Raw genomic sequence first — 22432 nt, 5'->3', positions numbered from 1 at the left:
AGCATGTCATTATTTGACCACAGCATAAAACAATTGGAAGAGATGTTACATAGAAAAGAAATTTCAGCTGAAGACCTGGTTGATGCATCATTCGATCGTATTCATGAGGTCGATGAGCAGGTTCAGGCGTTTTTGACACTAGACGAAGAACAAGCACGCAATCAGGCGAAACAATTAGATGCCGCCCCGGATGAAAATGCACGATTATTTGCTCTCCCGGCAGGCATTAAAGATAACATTGTCACGAAAGGCATCAGGACGACATGCGGAAGCCAGTTTCTGAAGAATTTCGATGATCCGTTGTATAATGCCACAGCCATTGAAAAATTAAATGCGGAAAAAATGGTATCTGTCGGTAAACTGAATATGGACGAATTCGCGATGGGGTCATCAACGGAAAATTCGAGCTATAAATCAACTCGCAACCCGTGGAATACGGACCATGTGCCGGGCGGCTCCAGCGGCGGATCAGCAGCCGCTGTTGCAGCTGGTGAAGTTCTTTTCTCTCTCGGCTCTGATACGGGCGGGTCAATCCGTCAGCCGGCATCGTTCTGCGGTGTTGTTGGGATGAAGCCGACATATGGGCGGGTTTCGCGCTTTGGACTTGTCGCGTTCGCGTCATCCCTTGACCAAATCGGCCCGATCACAAGAAGTGTTGAAGACAACGCACGAGTGCTTGAGGTTATTTCAGGTCATGACAAAATGGACTCCACCAGTGCTGATGTGGATGTTCCGTCATATACCGATGCACTGACAGGCGATGTCAAAGGCATGAAAATCGCCGTGCCAAAGGAATACCTTGCTGAAGGAGTGGCACCTGAGGTGAAAGAAGCGGTTATAAGTGCCCTGAACAAATATAAGGAACTCGGGGCTGAATGGGAAGAAGTTTCCCTGCCGCATTCCAAATATGCCGTGGCCGCTTATTACTTGCTGGCATCCTCGGAAGCGTCCGCCAACCTGGCTCGCTTTGACGGTGTCCGCTACGGGGTACGTTCGGATAATGCAACGAACATGATGGATATGTACACGCACTCCCGCAGTGAAGGATTCGGGGATGAAGTCAAACGCCGCATCATGCTCGGTACATTTGCACTGAGCTCCGGCTACTATGATGCTTACTATAAAAAGGCCCAAAAAGTACGGACATTAATTAAGAATGACTTTGATAATATTCTAAAGGATTATGACGTAATTATCGGACCGACTGCACCGACACCTGCATTTAAAATCGGAGAAAACGTTGATGATCCTTTGACAATGTATGCGAACGATATTTTAACCATTCCGGTCAACCTTGCCGGTGTTCCGGGGATTTCCGTTCCGTGCGGTTTTTCCGAAGCCGGTTTGCCAATTGGACTGCAAATCATCGGAAAACCGTTTGATGAAAGTACGGTCTATCGTACGGCACACGCTTATGAGCAAGCAACAGACCACCACAAACAACGTCCTCTATTGGGAGGTGTCAAATAATGAACTTTGAAACGATTATCGGTCTTGAGGTACACGTTGAACTGAAGACAGATTCGAAAATTTTCAGTCCGAGTCCCAACGCATTTGGCGATGAACCGAACACAAACGTCAACCCGATTGACCTCGGTTATCCGGGTGTCCTGCCGGTGCTGAACGAAGAAGCGGTCAATTTTGCGATGAAAGCTGCTTTGGCACTCAACTGTGATATCGCAACAGACACAAAATTCGACCGGAAAAATTACTTTTATCCGGACAATCCGAAAGCATATCAGATTTCCCAGTTTGATCAGCCAATCGGTGAAAATGGCTGGATTGAAATTGAAGTAAACGGTGAGAAAAAACGTATCGGCATTACAAGGCTTCACCTGGAAGAAGATGCCGGAAAGCTGACCCACCAGGATGACGGCTATTCCCTGGTTGACTATAACCGGCAGGGGACACCGCTAATTGAAATCGTATCTGAACCGGATATGCAGTCACCGGAAGAAGCGTATGCTTACTTGGAAAAATTGAAAAACATCATCCAATATACCGGAGTTTCCGATTGTAAAATGGAAGAAGGCTCCCTAAGGTGTGACGCCAACTTATCGATTCGCCCAATCGGACAGGAGGAATTCGGCGTTAAGACAGAACTGAAAAACCTTAATTCCTTCTCATTTGTGCAAAAAGGTCTGGAATTTGAAGAAAAACGCCAGGAGAAAGAACTGATGTCAGGCGGCGAAATCTTGCAGGAAACACGCCGGTACGATGAAAAAACAAAAGAAACGATCCTGATGCGCGTTAAAGAAGGGTCGGACGACTATCGTTATTTCCCTGAGCCGGACCTCGTGCCATTGTACATCGATGAGGAATGGAAAGAACGCATCGGTCAGGAAATTCCCGAATTGCCGGATGCCCGCAAAGAGCGCTATATTGATGAGCTGGAGCTCCCAGAGTATGATGCCGCTGTTTTAACAAACTCCAAGGAAATGTCCGATTTCTTTGAAGAAGCGGTTGAAAATGGCGCCGATATTAAACAGGCATCAAACTGGCTGATGGGCGACGTATCAGCTTATATGAACAAGCATTACAAAGAGCTTAACGAACTGGCTCTTACACCTGAAGGACTGGCAACAATGATTAAGCTGATTGAAGACGGTACGATTTCGTCCAAGATTGCCAAGAAAGTTTTCGCTGAACTGGTTGAAAACGGCGGCGATCCGGAAAAAATCGTTAAGGAAAAAGGACTTGTGCAGATTTCCGATGAAGGTCAGCTAACAGAAGTCATTACGAAAGTGCTCGATGAAAATGAGCAGTCGATTATTGACTATAAAAACGGGAAGGACCGTGCTATCAAATACCTTGTCGGACAGGTGATGAAGGCAACAAAAGGCCAGGCTAACCCGCCGATGGTCAATAAGATTTTGCAGCAGGAGATTGATAAGCGCTAAAAGTCGGAAACGATCCGAAACGGTAAATTTTTGATTAAAAATGACACATACTCCTGAGCGTATTCAGATAGGGGTGGACTACTGCGGTCATGGCGGTAGTCCATCATTTTACGGCTAATGACTTTTAAATCAGAGCGAAAAAGACTATGATAGACGTTAGGTGCAAAATTGATTGGCGTGATATGAGGGGGAGTAACATGAAGAAAGCCCGTATTATTTATAACCCGACTTCAGGACGGGAAGCGTTTAAAAATAAGCTGGCCGGTGTGTTGGAGCGACTTGAAGTGGCCGGTTTTGAAACCTCAGCACATGCCACGACAGCTGAAGGCGATGCCGCTGAAGCCGCAAAAACAGCTGTTGAACGGCGTTTTGAACTGGTAGTGGCTGCAGGCGGTGACGGAACCATTAATGAAGTCATTAACGGATTAGCTGAGCAGGAGCACCGTCCGAAGCTGGGGATTATCCCGACCGGGACAACGAATGATTTTGCTAGAGCTCTGTGCATCCCCCGTGATATTGACAAAGCGGTTGATATTATTTTGGACGGGCAGTCAATGCTGCTTGATATCGGTCGCGTGAACGGGCATTATTTTGTGAACATCGCCGGGGGCGGCAAGCTGACAGAGCTGACATATGACGTGCCGAGCAAGCTGAAAACGATGCTTGGTCATTTAGCTTACTATGTCAAAGGCATTGAAATGCTCCCTTCTTTAAAACCGATACGCACAAAGATTGAATATGATGGCAATGTTATCGATGAGGATATTATGCTGTTTCTTGTAACCAACACCAACTCAGTCGGCGGATTTGAAAAGCTGGCACCGGACGCACGTCTTGATGACGGCTATTTTGATCTGATGATTTTAAAGAAAATGAATCTGGCCGAGTTTGTACGCATAGCAACGCTGGCGGTCCGTGGTGCCCATTTGGAAGATAAACGGATCATCTATACCCAAGCCCAACATATCAGTGTTGAAACGGATGAACAAATGCAGCTGAACATTGACGGCGAATTTGGCGGCTTCCTTCCGGGTGAATTTGAGAACCTGCAGCAGCATATTGAATTTTTTGTTCCGGAGAAATTTATTGGAAAAGAAAATGAACGCTAATTGAAGACTGCTTAAAACGGCAGTCTTTTTAATTTAGAAAACGGGTATGGTAAGATTGGAACCACATAAACGGACGAAAAGGAAGATATTAATGGCAAAAAAAGCAGCACCAGTTAAAAAGAACGAGACCGTCACACTTCAATTTGAAGACCTGACCCATGAAGGAAGCGGTGTCGGGAAAATCAACGGCTATCCGTTGTTTGTTCCATATGCATTGCCGGGTGAAGAAGGTGATGTCAAGGTCGTTAAAGTCAATAAAAATTTCGGCTTCGGCAAATTACTCGAAGTGAGGAAATCCAGTGATGAACGTGTTGAGCCGCCGTGTGATGTGTATTATAAATGCGGCGGGTGCCAGCTGCAGCATATGAGTTATGACATGCAGCTCGATATGAAACAGGAACAGGTTAAAAATGCGATGCGAAAAATTGCTCACCTGAAAGATGTGCCGGTCCACCCGATTATTCGTATGGATGATCCATGGCGCTACCGTAATAAGGTGCAGATGCCTGTCGGAGAAAAAGAGGACGGCGAGCTGATCACCGGTTTCTATCAAAAACGGAGTCACCGGATTATTGAAGGTATGGAAACATGTGTTATTCAAAATGAAGAAAATGATCGGATGGTTGAGGCGGTACGGAGAATCGCTGACAGACTCAGTATCCCTGCCTATGATGAACAGAACGACACCGGCGTATTAAGGCATATCGTCGTCCGCACGGGTGAAGTGACTCGTGATACGATGATCGTCATCATCACTCGGACACCTGACTTGCCGCACCAGGATGAGCTGGTCACGGAACTGATTAAAACCTACCCGCATATTAAATCGATTGTCCATAACATCAATGACCGAAAGACGAATTCGATTTGGGGCAAGAAGTCAAAGACTATCTGGGGAGAAGACTATATTTATGACATGATCGGTGACATTAAATTTGCTATTTCCGCGAAATCTTTTTATCAGGTCAATCCGCCCCAAACAAAAAAACTATATGATAAAGCGCTGGAATATGCCAGAGTCGGCAGCAATGATACAGTTGTCGATGCCTATTGCGGAATTGGCACGATTTCACTGTTTATGGCACAGGAGGCTAAAAAAGTTTATGGTGTTGAAGTCGTCCCGGAAGCTGTTGATGATGCGAAGAAAAATGCCAAATTGAACGGATTCACCAATGCCGAGTTTTATGTCGGCGAAGCGGAAAAAGTCATGCCATGGTGGACCGCACAAGGCATGCGACCGGATGTAATTGTCGTCGATCCGCCGCGGAAAGGCTGCGACGAAGAACTGCTGAAGGCAATGCTCGGCATGGAGCCGAAACGGATTGTATATGTCTCATGCAACCCGTCAACCTTGGCGCGCGACTTGCGCATTCTGGAAGACGGCGGCTATGCCACACAGGAAGTCCAACCTGTTGATATGTTCCCGCAGACACATCATGTGGAAGCCGTGTGCTGGTTGGAGAGAAAAGCGTCTGACTAAAATAAGCTTATCCTTTACAGATCCTGTTTTGTAGTTTTCAGCGGTGCGCTATAGATGAACGAATAATCGCTATAGGTTGTAAGAAAAAGCTGTACGTTGAGAAACAATCGCTATAGACGCAAAGATGGAAAACGTTATATGTAATAGTAGCCTTAAGAATAAGTGTCCCCTGGCGTTTTAAATCAATCTTTTTTAAAAATATATATTTTTTCTGAAATATCTGTTGAACTTTTCCCATTTTCTGCATATAATATTCAAATACGATATAATAAAGCATACCTTATCAAGAGAGGTGGAGGGAAGGGCCCTTTGAAACCTCGGCAGCGGACGATTAACTGTGCCAAATCCCTCAGGGTAACAGCCTGGAAGATGAGGAGAGACGTTGATCCGGAAGTTATAATTGGCGTTCCTCTTCTTTAAGTAATAAGAAGGGGATTTTTTAAAATTTTAAGAGGTTGTTCAAAAAGTCCGGTAAAAATGACACTTCGGTGTTTCTAGTTGGCTTGCTTTTCCGTTCCTCACGTATTAACTCCATACGTTCCGGTATCGGGAGCTTCGCCGCCTCGAATTCTCGGTCTTTTTTTATCCTCCTTTTTGAACACGTACTTTAATGGAGGGGTGAATAAATGATTAATAATCTGGTCACCTATCGTGACTTTTCGGACGTTCCGTTTAAAGATTATGAGCCGTCGGATGATACAAAAGGGGCATTGGAAGTACTGCAATGGGCATACGATTCATATGGGGATTCCTTGGTTTATGCATGCAGTTTCGGTGCTGAGGGGATGGTACTGATTGATCTGATCTCCAAAGTTAGAAAGGATGCTAAGATTGTTTTTCTCGATACAGGCCTCCACTTCCAGGAAACCTATGATTTAATTGATGAGGTAAAGGAAACGTATCCTGAACTTCGGATTGAGTTGAAAAAACCGGATTTAACGGTGGATGAACAGGCTGAACAATATGGCTCAGCACTGTGGAAGCGTCAGCCAGATCAATGTTGCTTCATCCGGAAAATCAAGCCGCTGGAAGAAGCATTAAGCGAAGCTACAGCTTGGATATCGGGTCTTCGCAGGGACCAATCACCTGCCCGCAGCAACACTGACTTTGTCAATAAGGATGAGCGATTTGAGTCTATCAAGGTATGCCCGTTAATTTACTGGACCTGGGATGATGTTTGGTCTTATATCCGACTAAACAGCTTGCCTTACAATGAATTGCATGATCAGGATTATCCGAGTATTGGCTGCATACCGTGCACAGCCCGAGTAACGGATTCAAATGATCTCCGTTCAGGAAGATGGGCAGGACTTGATAAAACTGAGTGCGGCATTCACACATCTTAATCTGTATGCCTTAAATACGAGTAAACTTCCAATAATACACAACATTTGGTGGAACGGTACAACAGCTAAAAAGCATTTGAGTGGGAGAATCACTGATGACGAAAAAGCTGTTTAAATTTACAACTTAAACCTGACTAAACCAATATGTATAATTTACTATGGTTGCTTTTACTATAAGTCTGTCCTGCATCAAGGAAAAATGATGCGTAATGATGATTAGACTGCATCTTTTCAGTACGGCGAATGCAACTATAAAAATTTCTTTGTGAGGTGAGAAGCCGTTGAACTTACATGCAATGAACAGCCCTTTTACGCAAGAACAATCAGAGCATTTGAATCGTCTTTTACCAACATTGACTGAAGAACAGCGGACATGGCTCAGCGGGTATCTGGCCGCTAGTCCAAATTCATCCGAAACTCCGGTTGCCGCAGTTCCGGATGAAGCTGCCAATGCTCTTGCCACGGAGCAGTCTTCTGCTATTGAAACCCGGGAAGTAACCGTGCTGTTTGGGTCTGAAACCGCAAATGGACAGTCACTGGCTGAGGAGCTGTCCCGAAAAATAGATGAGCAGAATATCAAAGTAACGACGTCTGCGCTCGATGATTTCAAGCCGAAAAATTTTAAAAAGGTTCAGGATTTATTGATAGTGACAGCAACCCATGGCGAAGGGGAACCGCCGGATAATGCGATAACATTCTATGAATTTCTTTTCAGCAGAAAGGCACCCAAACTGAAAGATGTCAGATTTTCAGTGCTTTCGTTGGGAGATCAGTCATATGAGTTTTTTTGCCAGACGGGAAAAGACTTTGACAACCGGTTGGAGGAATTAGGCGGACAAAGGCTTTATCCACGGGTTGATTGCGATGTTGACTTTGATGATGACGCTGCGGAATGGATCGACGGTGTTTTAGCAGAGTTGTGTGAGACCTCAGAAGACAGTCCTGCACGAGAGAGCTCGCCGGCCGGGGCGGAAGCGGCATCAACAACCGAAGCACAGACTGTTTATTCAAGAACGAATCCGTTTAAGGCTGAAATTATGGAAAATTTAAATCTGAATGCTGATGGATCAAACAAAGAAACTCGTCATCTGGAACTGTCGCTGGAAGGATCCAACTTTGAATTTGAACCCGGTGACAGTCTGGGTATTTTCCCTGAAAATGAGGCGGAACTTGTTGATGGATTGATCAATGAAATGAACTGGAATTCTGAAGAGATCGTTCAAGTCAATAAGCAAGGGGATTCACGCTCGATCCGAAATGCGTTGCTCACAAATTTTGAAATTACTCGACTGACAAAACCATTGCTGGAGAAGGCGGCTGATATGTTCAGTAATGACGCATTGAGTGAGCTCATGGAAGCAGGACAGGAGGATCGCAAAAAATATCTGGATGGCCGCAATCTGCTTGACTTCATAAGAGATTTTCCACCACAAACGGTAGTGGAGCCCGGTGAATTTATCACAATTCTGCGGAAAATGCCTGCCCGTTTATATTCAATTGCCAATAGCTGCAATGCGAATTCGGATGAGGTGCATCTGCTCATTGGAAAAGATGAATTTCAGGCGAATGGAGGAATTCAGGCGGGTGTCTGCTCAGGGCAATGTGCAGAACGGGCAGAACCTGGTGATGTATTGCCGGTTTATATTCACCGGAATCCAAACTTTAAATTACCTTCCGATCCTGAACAACCGGTGATTATGATCGGCCCCGGTACAGGTGTCGCACCTTACAGGTCTTTCCTGGAAGAACGGGAAGAGCTGGATGTAAAAGGAAAGACCTGGCTGTTCTATGGTGATCAGCATTTCACGACAGACTTTCTGTATCAGGTGGAATGGCAGAAATGGCTGCAGGAAGGATTGCTGACCAATATGGATGTTGCATTTTCCCGTGATAACGCCGAGAAAGTATATGTCCAGCACCGTATGCTGGAAAAAGGCAGTGAACTTTACCGGTGGCTGCAGGATGGCGCCCATGTCTATGTGTGCGGTGACGAAAAAAAGATGGCAGGTGACGTGCACAAAGCTCTCTTGACGATTCTTGAACAAGAAGGCGGGATGAGTCATGAAGAAGCAGAGGATTACCTGAAAACCATGCGGCAAGAAAAGCGTTATCAGCGCGATGTTTATTAAACTTCCTGCAAACTAATAAACCTTGAGAGGAGAATCATAATGACAGATGATCGTTTTCTTTCCAAAGATGGCCCTCCGGATGTAATGGAGGGGATAAAAAAGGACAGCAACTATCTTAGAGGGACAATTGAACAGGGTCTGGACGACCGGATAAGCGCTGCTATTTCTGAGGAGGATACGAAACTCCTGAAATTTCATGGCAGCTACCAGCAGGATAACAGAGATGAACGCAACGAACGCCGCCGTAAGAAACTGGAGCCATCCTATCAATTCATGATTCGGGTTCGTGCCCCCGGCGGTGTCGCTACCCCGGAGCAATGGCTTACCATGGACCGGCTGGCGAATGATCATGCAAATGGCACGCTTAAACTGACGACACGACAGGCGTTTCAATTCCACGGGGTGTTGAAATGGAACCTCAAAGAAACAATGCGGGGGATAAATAGGTCGCTGCTGGATACAATCGCTGCCTGCGGTGATGTAAACAGGAATGTGATGTGCAACCCGAATCCACACCAATCAGACATTCATTCAGAAGTCTTTCAATATGCCAAAAATGTCAGTGAGCACCTTTTGCCGCGAACCAGTGCTTATCACGAAATCTGGCTGGACAAAGAAAAGATCGCCGATAGCCGTGACGAAGATGAAGTTGAACCGATTTATGGTTCCTATTATCTGCCGAGGAAGTTTAAAATTGGCATCGCTGTGCCGCCTTCCAATGACATTGATGTTTTTTCCCAGGACCTTGGCTTTATCGCGATCGTTGAAGACGGTAAACTGCAAGGATTTAATGTTGCTGTCGGCGGCGGTATGGGCATGACACACGGGGATACAAACACCTATCCGCAAGTGGCGCGTGTCATCGGTTTCTGTCCGGCAGATAAAATCGAGGAAGTTGCTGAAAAAGTCGTGTCCATCCAGCGTGACTATGGCAATCGCTCCAACAGAAAAAATGCCCGTTTTAAATACACAATCGATGCCCGAGGTGTGGACTGGATAATGCATGAACTCAATAATCGATTAGGGTGGGAACTCGAGCAGGAACGGCCGTATCATTTCGAGAGTAATGGTGATCGTTATGGCTGGGTGAAAGGCAATAATGGCAGATGGCACTATACACTGTTTATACTGAGCGGGCGGATTATGGATACTGAGGATTATCCATTGATGACCGCCTTGCGTGAAATCGCCAAAATTCATACAGGCGACTTCCGTCTGACACCGAATCAAAATCTGGTGATTGCGAATGTCACGAGTCATAAGAAGAAACAGATTAATGAAGTGATGGAAAAGTATGGTTTAGCTGAAGGAAAACATCATTCAGGACTGAGAAGGAATGCCATGTCCTGTGTTGCGTTTCCGACTTGCGGTCTTGCTATGGCTGAATCGGAACGTTATCTCCCGTCATTGCTGGACCACATGGAAGGCATATTGGATGAGGCCGGCATCAATGATGAGGAAATCGTTCTCCGTATAACCGGATGCCCAAATGGTTGTGCTCGACCGGCGTTGGCTGAAATTGCCTTTATTGGAAAAGCTCCGGGCAAATATAATATGTATTTGGGTGGAAGTTTCACAGGTGATCGGCTAAACCAATTATACCGTGAAAATATCGGTGAAGCGGAAATTCTGGAAACTTTGAGACCGATAATTCTGGCGTATGCCCGTGAACGTGAGGAACATGAGCACTTCGGTGATTATGTTATCCGTAAGGGCTACGTTGACGAGATCCGTTCAGGTCTGGACTTTCACAAAAATATAATCAACAACTAAGCTGCGTGGAGGGATATGGCTATTCATCCATTCCCTCTTAAATCGGATATGTGCTACATCATAGGAGGTGCAGGGATGGGAAAAGTTTATTTAGTTGGTGCCGGCCCGGGTGATCCTGAATTGATAACCGTTAAAGGGTTAAAAGCCATTCAGCAAGCGGATTGTATTTTTTATGACCGTTTAATCAATCCATCGTTATTAGCGAATGCCCCGGATGGTGCTGAACTGATTTATTGCGGAAAAAGCCCGAATCAGCACGCTTTGACACAAAGTGAAATCAACCGCTTGCTTTGTCAATTTGCCGGTGAAGGGAAAGTGGTTGTGAGACTTAAAGGCGGTGACCCATTCATTTTCGGCAGAGGCGGCGAAGAAGCGGAAATGCTGAGGGAGAATGGGATCCCGTTTGAAATTGTTCCGGGTATCAGTGCCGGTTCTGCAGCCCCCGCTTATGCGGGGATCCCCTTAACGCATCGGGATTACAGCTCCTCGGTCACGTTTGTCTCAGGCGTAACGAAAGATGATGACTACTGGAAAACGCTTGCGCAAAGAGCTGACACCCTTTGTATATATATGGGTGTTAAGAACCTTCCTGATATATGCGGGAAGCTGATTGATCATGGCCGGTCTTTCAATACACCGATTGCTCTCATTCATTGGGGAACAACAGAGAAACAGCAGACAGTCACCGGCACATTATGGACTATTACAGATAAGGCCGGCGCAATTGAGAATCCGGCTATGATTGTTATCGGGGAAGTTGTGACATTAAGAGACAAGATTCAGTGGTTTGAGGAAATGTCAATGCAGCAGCAGTTTCCTCTCGAGACGGTTATCGGATAAAGGAGGAAAAAACGTGCAGGGAATTTTATATATCAGTCACGGCAGCCGCATACCGGAAGCAACAGCTGAAGCTTTTTACTGTATAAGTTCGGTAAGGGAACAAACAGATTTTGCGCTTCAGGAAATTTGTTTTCTGGAACTGGCCGATCCGGATCTGGAACAAGGTGTGGATACTCTGGTGAGCCGGGGAGCGTCACGAATTGCCGTCGTTCCTGTTCTCTTGTTGAGTGCCGGTCATTACTATCATGATATACCTGGTGAAATAAACCGTTTAATGGCAATATACCCTGATATTGAATTCACATACGGCCGGCCGCTTGGGGTGCAGGAAGATTTTATTGATGTATTAATAGAACGAATAGCAGAGACTGAAAAGCCAGTCGGTCCAAGTGTCAAAATCCTGCTCGTTGGACGTGGCAGCCGCAATCCTCAGACGAAAGAAGATATCGAAACGATTGGCAAGAAGCTGCAAAGCAGAGCGGGTATCCCGGTTGATATTTGTTTTTTGGCTGCGTGTGAGCCTTCGTTTGAACAGTGTTTGAATGCCGTTTCTAAAGCGGATTTAAAGCAAGTCTATATTGTGCCGTATCTGTGGTTTACAGGGGTGCTCATGCGATATATAGATGAAAAAATGCGTGACGCAGCCAACACGGATCCCGTTCCCGGTCCTGATGTTATTTTGTGCCGGCAGCTTGGCGCACATCCTGCCATGTGCGAAGCTTTAAAAAAGCGTGTCTATGAAGCGCTGGATAGGAAAATGCCAAGTCCGGCCTGAAAAAATTTTACGCGTGAAGGAATGTCTTTCATATGGCCTTAACACCTTTTATGATTGAATTAAAAGAAAAAAATGCTGTTATCGTCGGGGGCGGGCGTGTTGCTGAACGTCGAGCGAACACATTGTTAAATAATGGTGCTTCACTGACGGTTGTCAGTCCCGATGCTGAAGAGGGCATTATGCAGCTGGCGGAACAAGGCAAGCTCGTTTGGAAACAAAAAGGTTTTGCTGGTAATGATCTTGGTCATGCTTTTCTGATTGTAGTCGCAACCGATGATCCAGCTGTCAACGAATCCGTTGTAAAGGCTGCATCTCCTGATGCTTTAATCAATCATGCGGCAGACAGTGAACAGGGGAATGTGCAATTTCCTTCTTTCTTCAGAAGAGGGCACTTATCGATAAGTGTCTCAACTGATGGCGCAAGTCCCATGCTTGCAGCAGGCGTGAAAAGAGATCTTCAAGCCCGGTACGATGAAAGCTATGAAGCATATGTGGACTTTTTATATGCGTGCAGGCAGCATCTTAAACAACAGTCATCTCTTGAAAGGTCAGAACAGCGTGATATATTACGGGAACTTTTATCTACAGCATATTTGAATAGCGACAATCAGCAAAAGATGTACGATTATCTGGAAGCTTTAACCGGGAGGAGCCCGTTATGATGAATGGCTTAAATGGTAAAAAAGTTGGCGTGGCAGCCACGCGCAGAGCAGAAGAGATTTCCGGACTCATTCAAAAAAATGGCGGCCTGCCTTTTGTGTATTCTATTCAAGGCAGACAGAAACTGCATACATCCATCAGCGAGACGAATGTTTTGGATTTAATAGACCAGCCCTTTGACAGTGTGCTGTTAACGACAGGGGTGGGAGCTGAGGCACTGGAGGAAGTGGCTTATCGATTGGACTGTCATACCGAATTTATTCAGAAATTAAAAACTGTTGATTTGATCATTCGCGGAAGCAAAACGCGCAGCTGGCTTAAAAAACATGGTTTATCACCAACACTTGTCTCAAAGGATGGAACCATGGAAAACCTCCTGGATGTGCAGGCGGATCAAAAGTTCGCTAAAGGGGACCGATTATTTTTACAGGCCTATAATCAGGATGACGCAGCACTCAAACGTCAGTTTGAAGCACTCGGTTTTACTGTCTATCTGTCAAAGCCATATGAATATGAAGAGCCGGATAACGATACGTTATTCAGTTTATCGGAAGGGATTATAAGCCAGCAGCTGGATATCGTTATTTTTACGAGTAAAACACAAGTTCAAAACCTCTTTAAGGCTTGCATTAAATCACAAGAATTAGCAGATGCATTTAATGGAAAAGTTCTGGCGGCTGCGGTTGGAAAAGTGACTGCAAATGAACTGAGCAAGAATTATATTTCAGATGTTTTTCAACCGTCTAAACCGAAGATGGGTACAATGATTATTGAACTGAACAAGTATTTAACAGACAGGGACAATGAAACATGATGTGCCATGTTGAATGGCCATATCCGTAAATTTTACTCCGCATGTAATGGTCAGTAACCCGTTAGAGAACAACGGCTAACTGACCAAATATGTCCGATTCGGCTCTGCCGGCACAAATTGAAAATGAATGTATATGGGACTGGTGTGTTGGTTGGAGAAGAAAGCTGTTTAAATAAAATACATAAACTTCCGGTGAAAACAACATTCCCAATCAATTTGATAAAATGTGGTTAGGCATGGTATAAGTGTATAAGCAGCAGCAGAGAAATTTTTGATTGCATGAGAGGGTTTGAATTCGATATGAAAGATAATTTTTGGCGCAATTTACCACGTCCGTTTTTTGTACTTGCACCAATGGAAGATGTGACGGATGTTGTTTTTCGTCATGTAGTAAGCGCGGCAGCAGGACCTGATGTGTTTTTTACAGAGTTTACAAACTCAGAGAGTTATTGTCACCCTGAGGGGCGCCAGAGTGTCCGCGGGCGTTTGACTTTCACAGAAGATGAACAGCCAATGGTGGCTCATATTTGGGGAGATAAACCCGAATACTTCAGACAAATGAGTATTGGTATGGCGGAACAAGGGTTTAAAGGTTTGGATATCAATATGGGTTGTCCTGTGCCGAATGTGGCAACCAAAGGGAAGGGATGTGGCCTTATCCGCCGTCCGGACGTTGCAGCTAAATTGATAGAAGCAGCAAAAGCAGGCGGTTTGCCGGTGAGTGTGAAGACAAGGCTTGGTTATACTGATGTTGATGAATGGCGTGACTGGCTGACACACTTATTAAATCAAGATATCGTTAATCTTTCCATTCATCTGCGTACAAAAAAGGAAATGAGCAAAGTAGATGCTCATTGGGAGCTGATCCCGGAAATTAAGAAATTACGCGATCAAGTAGCACCAGATACACTGTTAACAATTAATGGGGATATTCCTGACCGCGTGACTGGCTTGGAACTTGCTCAACAGTACGGTGTTGATGGGGTTATGATTGGGCGCGGTGTTTTTAAAAATCCATTTGCCTTTGAAAAGGAGCCAAAAGATCATAGCAGTAAGGAATTGCTTGATCTTCTAAGATTGCACCTTGATCTCTTTGATAAATATTCAACCGAACTTGAGCCACGTCAGTTCAAACCGCTTCGCCGCTTTTTTAAGATATATGTCCGCGGGTTTCGAGGTGCGAGTGAATTAAGAAATCAATTGATGATGACAGAGTCGACAGATGAAGTGCGCGCGTTGCTCGATAATTTTGGATATACGAGTGGACAGGAGAAAGTTCCCATTTAAGGAAAAGTGGGGGGTTGAACCTGTCCCTCTTTTTAATTTTATCCCGCATGTAACTCTAGGGTTTTTCTCTATTATAGCGAACCTGGGATAATCTTCAAACAATCTCGCTGCATCGGAAGGGTTTATTGACGCTGGCTGTATTAAACAGATGGATATAGCTTCCATTATTGCACCACAGTTTCGTTGCTGAGTGACCTGATCTCTAAAGTTAAAAATGCCAGGCTTGTTGCTTAGATTATGTCTGTTAGTGATTGAACGAGCAAATTCTAAACCTTTCTTGACACAAAATATGCCAGGCTTTATTATAATATCATAATCCTTATTAAAATGATAAGAAAAGAGTGATTTGAATGGCTGAAGCAACAAAAGTCCAAACGATAGATGACGTAAAGGATCCAGTGCAGCAAAAAAGCACTGATTTAAATAAACCGCAAATGCCATTGATCATTGGAGGTCTGATTGTCGGGGCGATCCTCTTGGTTTACCTTATAGCAACACAGGGTAGCGTACAGTCATTACTCCTTGTGATCGGTCTTTTGCTTGGGTATACATTATTCCATGCCCGGTTTGGTTTCACTTCGGCATTTCGCAGGCTGGCGTCGGTCGGAAATGGCAAGGCGCTAAGATCGCACATGTTAATGCTCGCGGTCGCTGTCACATTATTTGCACCGATTCTGGCATTCGGGTACTCATTTTTTGGTGACGGTGTTTCCGGTTATGTCTCACCGGTAGGCGTCAGTCTATTAGTTGGTGCGTTTATGTTTGGTGTCGGTATGCAGCTCGGCGGCGGATGTGCATCCGGTACGCTTTATGCGGTTGGCGGCGGGCGTTCCGTAATGTTTATCACGCTATTATTCTTTATTGTCGGTGCAACGGTAGGCGCGTATCATTTGCCTTTTTGGACAGAAGATTTGCCGGCATTTGAACCGGTCTCACTGGCAACATCGACAGGCTTTGGTTATAGCGGTGCCTGGCTATTATCGATTGTTCTGTTTGGCTTGATCACCTGGATTACGCTGGTCGTGGAGAAAAAGAAACGACCGCCGAAAATGGCAGCTAAACCATCAGCGACAGGCTGGAAACGTATTTTTCGCGGATCATGGCCCTTGTTCGCAGCAGCAATCGTTTTAGCGTTGCTGAATGCTCTGACGTTAATGACCCGGGGTACGCCATGGGGCATTACATCAGCTTTTGCCTTATGGGGATCCAAAGTGGCTCAAGTTTTCGGAGTTGATGTGGCCAGCTGGGGATACTGGCAGGGAAACGCAGCTGCATTGGATGCATCAATTTTTGCTGATTCTACGACTGTCCTGAACTTTGGTGTTATTCTTGGCGCCTTTCTTGCATCGGCTGCCGGCGGACTTTTCAAATTTTCAAAGGTTACCGGAAAAAATGCGACCGCTTCTGTTATTGGCGGTCTGCTTATGGGTTATGGTGCGCGGCTGGCGTTTGGCTGCAATATCGGCGCATACTTCGGCGGTATCGCATCATTCAGTCTGCACGGTTATATTTGGGGCATTATGGCGCTGGCAGGAACGTTCATAGCATTGTATCTCAGGCCTATGTTCGGTTTATCTGTTCCAAAACCTAAGGATTCGTTCTGTTAGGCTGACTTCGAATAGATTATTGGTTTAAATCAAAAGGTCGAAAATAAGTACCGTTACGAGATACCCTCTTTATGCATATATTCTTTTTCAAGACTGGTTCTAAGACAGAGCCGGTCTTTTTTGTGTTCTGCATCAATCGTTTAACTTTAGCCAAACTAACGTTGACATAAACAATAGTGTTTTGTATAATTTAATTAAATTGTTCAAAACAAATAAAACAAATTGAACAAATTATACTGGTTGAAATAAGGTTGGTGAATCATGGTGGCCGATAATGATATTCAAAAAATTGAAGAGTCACGCGATATTATGATTAGTGCAATCGCCCAGACGATGGTGATTTATGGCGTGACACCGTCTGTGGGCAGGATATACGGTGTGCTTTATTTTGCGGACAAAGCGCTCAATCTTGATGAAATAAAAGATCAGGTTGCAATGAGCAAGGGGAGTGTCAGCACAGGGCTAAGGGATCTTCTTGACACCGAAATGGTGATTAAAGTATGGAAAAAAGGTGACCGGAAAGATCATTATATTGCCGATAAAGACTTCTTCAAAAACTTTTTTGCCTTCTTTACCAAAATGCTCAGGCAGGAAAGAAACATTACTTTAAGAGCTTATGAACAGGTGGAAGGCACCCTGAAAGATATTGCGCAAAATGGTGATTCTGAGGAAGCGAAAGAGACGGCCAAAGGGGACCTTGAGGATATCAATCAAACCATGACTTATTTCGACTGGACGCTCAGATTGGCCAATGCAATGGAATCACGGGAGATATTTGAGCATTTTCCAAAATACAAAGGAGGTGAGCACACTGGACAAGAGTGATACAGCACTTGTTTTAATCGATGTGCAAAAAGAAAGTGAATTCGGCATCGAGGGTGTCGATTCAGTTGTAAATAATACAGAGCAGCTAATTGCTGAGTGCCGGAAAGCTGGCATTCCAATCATATTCACGCGACATATTAACCGGGAAGATACGATTGGTCTCTCCAATAAGGAACCGTTGAATGATGAGGCCAGGCCGGTGTTTTATGATGACGGAACGGATGCGGTGGAAATCTTTGATCAAATTAAGCCCGAAAAAGGTGATATTGTCATTGATAAATATCGTTGGAGCAGTTTTTATGATACAAGTTTAGATTTGATGCTCAGAAATATGGGAATCAAGCATCTGATTATGGGAGGATTTGTCACCGATGGTTGTCTGATGACGTCCGTGTTTGACGCTTACTTCCGTGATTATCAGGTGAATTTAATAAAAGATATGTGCGGTGCTACAAATGAAGGCGCACATATGGCATCAATCATGATAATGGCCAATTGGGTCTATGATTTAGCCGTTTTTGATACGTCAGAAATGATTAAGAAACTGAATGGTGAAAGCTACCGGAACTGGGAACCGGACTATCCTGATCAATTACAATTCACACCTGAAAGTATGCGTGAGACATTTAATGCGTTAAATAAATAATTTTACATCATAAGAGGGGGACGAATGAGTGTTAAAAAGAATGAGATTTTTAGGAATTGCCGCTATTATGCTTCTGCTGGTGGTTTTGGCAGCTTGCGGCGGAAGTGGCAGTAATGAAAGCAGTGAAAGCAATGGAGACAATGGTGGTTCAAACAAAGAAACATCAAATGAAGAAGGTTCAAATGAATCGTCGAATGGCGACACGGTTAGTGAAATCGGTCAAAAAGAACTGACGATACCTTACGTTGCATGGTCTTCAGCTGTAGCCAGCAACCATGTCATGGAAGTTGTACTGGAAGAAGCCGGTTATGACGTTACGTTAAAACAAGTTAACTCCGGTGCCATGTATACCAGTGTTTCTGACGGTTCAGCGGATGCAACTGTATGTGTCTGGCTGCCTCATACGGATGCAAGTTACTGGGAAGAATATAAAGAAGATCTGGAGCACCTTGGACCGAACTTGGAAGGAGCACCGCTTGGCCTTGTCGTTCCAGAATATATGGATGTTAACTCTATTGAAGATTTGAAGAACAACACAAACTCAGTCGGTGATAATACAGATTATACCATTACAGGTATTGAACCCGGTGCAGGTCAAATGAAACTAACGGAAGAAGAAGTTATGCCTGAATATGGATTGGACGACTGGACACTTCAGGCCAGCTCCTCTGCGACCATGGCAACGTCATTAGGCGATGCGATTGAAAATGAGGAGCCGATTGTGGTGACACTATGGTCTCCGCATTGGACATTCTCAGAATATGATTTGAAATACCTTGAAGACCCGAAAAATATTTACGGCGATCCTGATAATATCAATACCATTGTACGGAAAGGGCTCAAAGAAGATGCTCCGAAAGCACAAAAAATTCTTGACCAATTCAAATGGTCAAAAGATCAAATCGGTGAAGTGATGGTGAAAATCAACGAGGGAATGGACCCTGCCAAAGCAGCCGAAGAATGGGTCAGCAATAACCAGGATGCCGTTAGCGAATGGACAAAAGGTACAGAATAAATATTAGCTAATGAAAGAAGCGGGAACCATATTAATGTGGTTTCTGCTTTTTTGTTGTCTTAGCAGCAAATTAAAAATCTGCACGTTCTAACATTAGCTGTTTACAAAGAGAGTTTTTCTATCAACTCCTTGTTATTCTGATATAATAAAACGAGTTGTCATTAAGAGAAGGGGAATACATATGAAGAAACCAACATTTCATAACATCGAAACTATCGGACAGATTATAGAAGAGAATGAACGTTATAGACACTACCATTACCCGGAAATGCTGATCAGGTATGACAGTAATTTTATTGATTATAAACAAATGCCCTCGCCGGCTGAATTCAAACAGGCTGAGACGTTTTTAAAAGAATTTCATCAGAAGCACAACCAGACCCATTTGAAATTTGAATTCCCGGAAAATGAAAAACCAGGTCCGGGACTTTTGAAATACCTTGGCGACAATGATTATGATGTCGGATTCACGGAATTATACGCCATCCAGCCAAAAGATTTTCCTGCTATCCCGGACAGCACAGATATCCAGGTTAAAGAAGTGGTACAAAGCAATTTAGCAGACTTCATCAGCCTGCAGTATGAAAATGATAAACAGAACGGGGAGACCTTTGCCAATGAAAAGGTTAAGCTGAATAAGAAGCAGTTTAACGATGATGGGAATATGAAGGTGCTCGCTTATTATCAGGGCGAACCTGCCGGGACGATGAATGTGATTCTCTCTGATGACTTCGTGGAAATTGATGATCTTGCAGTAAAGGAATCTATACAGCGAAAAGGCATCGGCGGGCAACTACAGCAATTTATCATGGACATGTTTCATAGCCGGACAATTATCCTGGTTGCTGACGGTGAGGATACGGCAAGGGAAATGTACCAGCGGCAGAATTACCAGTACCTGGGTTTTAAATATGAGGCACTGAGAATTGATTAGGATGACAATTGTGTGAAGACGGGCATGAACGGGAGAAAAATGCTATAATAATATCAAGAATGTCTCGGATTAGTTATATTCGTAGCTAGAAACCTTCTGCCAAGAATATGATATCAGCTGGAAGGACTGAATTTAATAATTTTCTCGCTTATAAAATGCCGATGACAACTTACAAAATAAACGGACCTATTTTTGGTTGTTTTTTACCTGAAAGGATGAAGGAAGATGAGAAGGCAAATTGTCACCTCATCAAATATAAAAAATGCCGGGTACGCATCAGACAAAGGAAAAGAATCATCGTTAGTGGCGGACCTGAAGTCACTTTTCAAATTCCCTGTACTGATTGCCAATGCTGTGCCGGTTTTTGCCGGGTTCTGGCTTGCCATATATTTTACTGAGGCTTCGTTTGCATCTAATTTTGATACATTTTTACTGACCATTATCGGCAGCACACTGGTGATGGCCGGTGCACTTGTGTTCAATAACTGGTACGATGTCGATATTGATACCGTCATGGACAGGACGAAATCAAGGCCGACAGTGACAGGCAATATTTCCCTTCAAACAGTCCTTGGCATTGCTGTGGCAGCAAGTGTCTTGGGGCTGCTGCTGTTGTCCTTCACGACACTTGAAGCAGTCCTGTATGCCTTTATCGGCTGGTTCACTTACGTTGTGTTTTATACCATTTGGTCAAAACGCCGGTATACGCTGAACACAGTGATTGGGAGTGTTTCAGGCGCAGTGACGCCACTGATAGGCTGGGCTGCGATGGAATCTGCTTCACATATTGTTCCAATCATTTTGGCCCTCATAATTTTCCTTTGGCAAATGCCACATACGTTTGCGATTGCCATCCGGAAATATGATGAGTACAAAGCCGCCAATGTTAAGATGCTGCCGGTAATACATGGCATGGAAATAACAAAACGCCAGATGGTTGTTTATATTGCATGTCTCTTGCCGCTTCCATTTTATTTATTTTCACTTGGCACAGTTTTTGTGGTTATTGCCACATTGCTTAATATTGCCTATCTCGCTCTGGCCATTAGCGGTCTTTTTTCTGCAGATACCCGTAAATGGGCGGATAAAATGTTCATGGTATCTGTTAATTATTTGATGGTTATTTTTGTGGCGGCAATTGTTGTTACATTGCCATGGTTCTCATGAACAGGTGAGATTAATTAAGCGGCAATATGGGAAATATGAAAGTAAACGATTAAGGAGGCAGTCATTATGGCAGATATCAAAAAAGGTGACCATAAGTTCTATATTGGAGACGAACAGGATCCAAAAGCGGAGATCACGTACCAGGATATTGACGCCAACACATTGAACGTTGATCACACGTATGTGTCCGAAGAGCTTCGTGGTGAAGGAATCGGTGGCAAACTCGTTGAAAAAATGGTGAACTTTGCACAGGATGAAGGGAAGAAAATCGATCCGACCTGTCCATACGCCAAGAAGAAAATAGAGGAAACATCTGCATACAGGGATGTACTCGCTTAATCACAAATACAAGTAAAGGTTAATTGCAAAATTCGCCAGGGTTACACTTCCCTGGTTTTTTTATTATAATAGAGTATAATCTAGCCGGAAGAGGGACAAACGATGCAAAAAGTGGCAAAAATCACTTACGAAAGCATCATGATTTTACTCGTGATGCTGACAATTATAACCATTTGGTCTGATGATGCTTACAACTCGACTATCAGCTGGATTGTCTGGGCTGTGTTTTTTGCTGATTTCATCGTGCGTTTCACTATGTCGGATTCAAAATGGGATTTTATTAAACAAAACCCGTTTCTAATCATTGCTATTATTCCATTTGATCAATTCTTTCAGATGGCCAGAATTGTACGGGTTATCTATTTATTCCGGATAAAAACAATTACAAAATATTATGTCTTGCCCTTCGTCGAAAAGCTGACATTCCAATCGAAGTCGCTGATCCTGTCTATTATCCTGCTGTTCTTGTTTGCAGAAGCCATTCTTATCTGGATAATTGAAAATTCGGCTGAAACCTATTTTGAGGCATTATTCGTGATCCTTGGCTATTTATTCTTTTTCGGTCATAGGCTTTTTGAAATTGACCAGTCCATTTCGGTCTGGACCCTCACAGTCGTTTCAGTCCTCGGTATTGCCATTCAAGGACTCGCGCTGCAGTGGGTGTTTAATAAAATCGAAGTCATGTATAAACGTTTTAAAAGCCGGCACAAAACTGATTCGGATGAACGGCGGGAAGCCAAAAATTAAAATTCTATAGCGGTGCGCTGTAGATGGACCCGGAATCGC

20 protein-coding genes and 1 riboswitch are annotated in these 22432 nt (G+C 44.2%); all 20 genes read left to right on the top strand.

Translation table 11 applies throughout. The features are described from left to right. The first annotated feature begins 3 nt into the window (after window positions 1-3). The 20 genes from gatA (at window position 4) to AOX59_RS10710 (ending at window position 22393) form a co-directional block, all read left to right on the top strand. Complete coding sequence (gene gatA, locus AOX59_RS10805; RefSeq protein WP_068445454.1) at window positions 4-1470, top strand: Asp-tRNA(Asn)/Glu-tRNA(Gln) amidotransferase subunit GatA; 1467 nt, start codon at window positions 4-6, stop codon at window positions 1468-1470. Continuing rightward, window positions 1470-2900: an Asp-tRNA(Asn)/Glu-tRNA(Gln) amidotransferase subunit GatB gene (gene gatB / locus AOX59_RS10800; protein WP_068445452.1), complete on the top strand. Its 1431-nt coding sequence runs from the start codon at window positions 1470-1472 to the stop codon at window positions 2898-2900. The genes gatA and gatB overlap by 1 nt, the downstream gene beginning before the upstream one ends. Window positions 2901-3097: 197 nt before the next feature. Beyond that, window positions 3098-4009, top strand: a complete 912-nt coding sequence (locus AOX59_RS10795) for a diacylglycerol kinase (protein WP_068445450.1) — start codon at window positions 3098-3100, stop codon at window positions 4007-4009. A 91-nt stretch (window positions 4010-4100) separates the two neighbouring features. Then, on the top strand, window positions 4101-5489 hold the full coding sequence (rlmD, locus tag AOX59_RS10790) for a 23S rRNA (uracil(1939)-C(5))-methyltransferase RlmD (RefSeq protein ID WP_068445448.1): 1389 nt from the start codon (window positions 4101-4103) through the stop codon (window positions 5487-5489). A gap of 277 nt (window positions 5490-5766) precedes the next feature. Continuing rightward, window positions 5767-5865: riboswitch (SAM riboswitch) on the top strand. Between the two features lie 250 nt (window positions 5866-6115). Continuing rightward, the gene (locus tag AOX59_RS10785) at window positions 6116-6835 is read left to right on the top strand and encodes a phosphoadenylyl-sulfate reductase (protein ID WP_068445445.1); all 720 of its coding nucleotides are present in this window, start codon (window positions 6116-6118) and stop codon (window positions 6833-6835) included. 281 nt (window positions 6836-7116) lie between these two features. Beyond that, the gene (locus AOX59_RS10780) at window positions 7117-8964 is read left to right on the top strand and encodes an assimilatory sulfite reductase (NADPH) flavoprotein subunit (protein WP_068445443.1); all 1848 of its coding nucleotides are present in this window, start codon (window positions 7117-7119) and stop codon (window positions 8962-8964) included. Between the two features lie 39 nt (window positions 8965-9003). Next, entirely contained in the window at window positions 9004-10737 is a 1734-nt protein-coding gene (gene cysI / locus AOX59_RS10775) for an assimilatory sulfite reductase (NADPH) hemoprotein subunit (protein ID WP_068445441.1), read from the top strand. Between the two features lie 75 nt (window positions 10738-10812). Continuing rightward, window positions 10813-11577 carry a uroporphyrinogen-III C-methyltransferase gene (gene cobA / locus AOX59_RS10770; RefSeq protein WP_068445439.1) on the top strand — a complete coding sequence of 255 codons (765 nt, stop codon included), beginning with the start codon at window positions 10813-10815 and terminating at the stop codon, window positions 11575-11577. A 13-nt stretch (window positions 11578-11590) separates the two neighbouring features. Next, complete coding sequence (locus AOX59_RS10765) at window positions 11591-12352, top strand: sirohydrochlorin chelatase (RefSeq protein ID WP_068445437.1); 762 nt, start codon at window positions 11591-11593, stop codon at window positions 12350-12352. Window positions 12353-12402: 50 nt separating this feature from the next. Further along, on the top strand, window positions 12403-13014 hold the full coding sequence (locus AOX59_RS10760; RefSeq protein ID WP_237049248.1) for an NAD(P)-binding protein: 612 nt from the start codon (window positions 12403-12405) through the stop codon (window positions 13012-13014). Next, a complete protein-coding gene (locus tag AOX59_RS10755; protein ID WP_237049247.1) occupies window positions 13011-13826 on the top strand; it encodes a uroporphyrinogen-III synthase in 816 nt (271 codons plus the stop codon). Before AOX59_RS10760 ends, AOX59_RS10755 begins: the two co-directional genes overlap by 4 nt. Before the next feature lie 300 nt (window positions 13827-14126). Beyond that, window positions 14127-15113 (top strand): tRNA dihydrouridine synthase, encoded by a 987-nt coding sequence (locus AOX59_RS10750; protein WP_082684189.1) that lies wholly within the window; start codon window positions 14127-14129, stop codon window positions 15111-15113. A 350-nt stretch (window positions 15114-15463) separates the two neighbouring features. Continuing rightward, the gene (locus AOX59_RS10745; protein WP_068445432.1) at window positions 15464-16720 is read left to right on the top strand and encodes a YeeE/YedE family protein; all 1257 of its coding nucleotides are present in this window, start codon (window positions 15464-15466) and stop codon (window positions 16718-16720) included. Between the two features lie 261 nt (window positions 16721-16981). Beyond that, on the top strand, window positions 16982-17545 hold the full coding sequence (locus AOX59_RS10740; RefSeq protein ID WP_068445431.1) for a GbsR/MarR family transcriptional regulator: 564 nt from the start codon (window positions 16982-16984) through the stop codon (window positions 17543-17545). Beyond that, a complete protein-coding gene (locus AOX59_RS10735; RefSeq protein WP_082684188.1) occupies window positions 17523-18191 on the top strand; it encodes a cysteine hydrolase family protein in 669 nt (222 codons plus the stop codon). Before AOX59_RS10740 ends, AOX59_RS10735 begins: the two co-directional genes overlap by 23 nt. Window positions 18192-18219: 28 nt before the next feature. Then, window positions 18220-19206: a glycine betaine ABC transporter substrate-binding protein gene (locus tag AOX59_RS10730; protein WP_082684187.1), complete on the top strand. Its 987-nt coding sequence runs from the start codon at window positions 18220-18222 to the stop codon at window positions 19204-19206. Window positions 19207-19387: 181 nt separating this feature from the next. Then, complete coding sequence (locus AOX59_RS10725) at window positions 19388-20140, top strand: GNAT family N-acetyltransferase (RefSeq protein WP_068445429.1); 753 nt, start codon at window positions 19388-19390, stop codon at window positions 20138-20140. A 225-nt stretch (window positions 20141-20365) separates the two neighbouring features. Beyond that, window positions 20366-21307, top strand: a complete 942-nt coding sequence (gene cyoE / locus AOX59_RS10720) for a heme o synthase (protein WP_068445427.1) — start codon at window positions 20366-20368, stop codon at window positions 21305-21307. Between the two features lie 66 nt (window positions 21308-21373). Further along, window positions 21374-21646: a GNAT family N-acetyltransferase gene (locus AOX59_RS10715; RefSeq protein WP_068445425.1), complete on the top strand. Its 273-nt coding sequence runs from the start codon at window positions 21374-21376 to the stop codon at window positions 21644-21646. A gap of 102 nt (window positions 21647-21748) precedes the next feature. Continuing rightward, window positions 21749-22393 (top strand): transporter, encoded by a 645-nt coding sequence (locus AOX59_RS10710; protein ID WP_068445423.1) that lies wholly within the window; start codon window positions 21749-21751, stop codon window positions 22391-22393. The last annotated feature ends 39 nt before the right edge of the window (window positions 22394-22432 follow it).

The organism is Lentibacillus amyloliquefaciens, from assembly GCF_001307805.1.
Lineage (GTDB): Bacteria > Bacillota > Bacilli > Bacillales > Amphibacillaceae > Lentibacillus > Lentibacillus amyloliquefaciens.
This window is presented reverse-complemented; position numbering and strand designations above follow the sequence as displayed.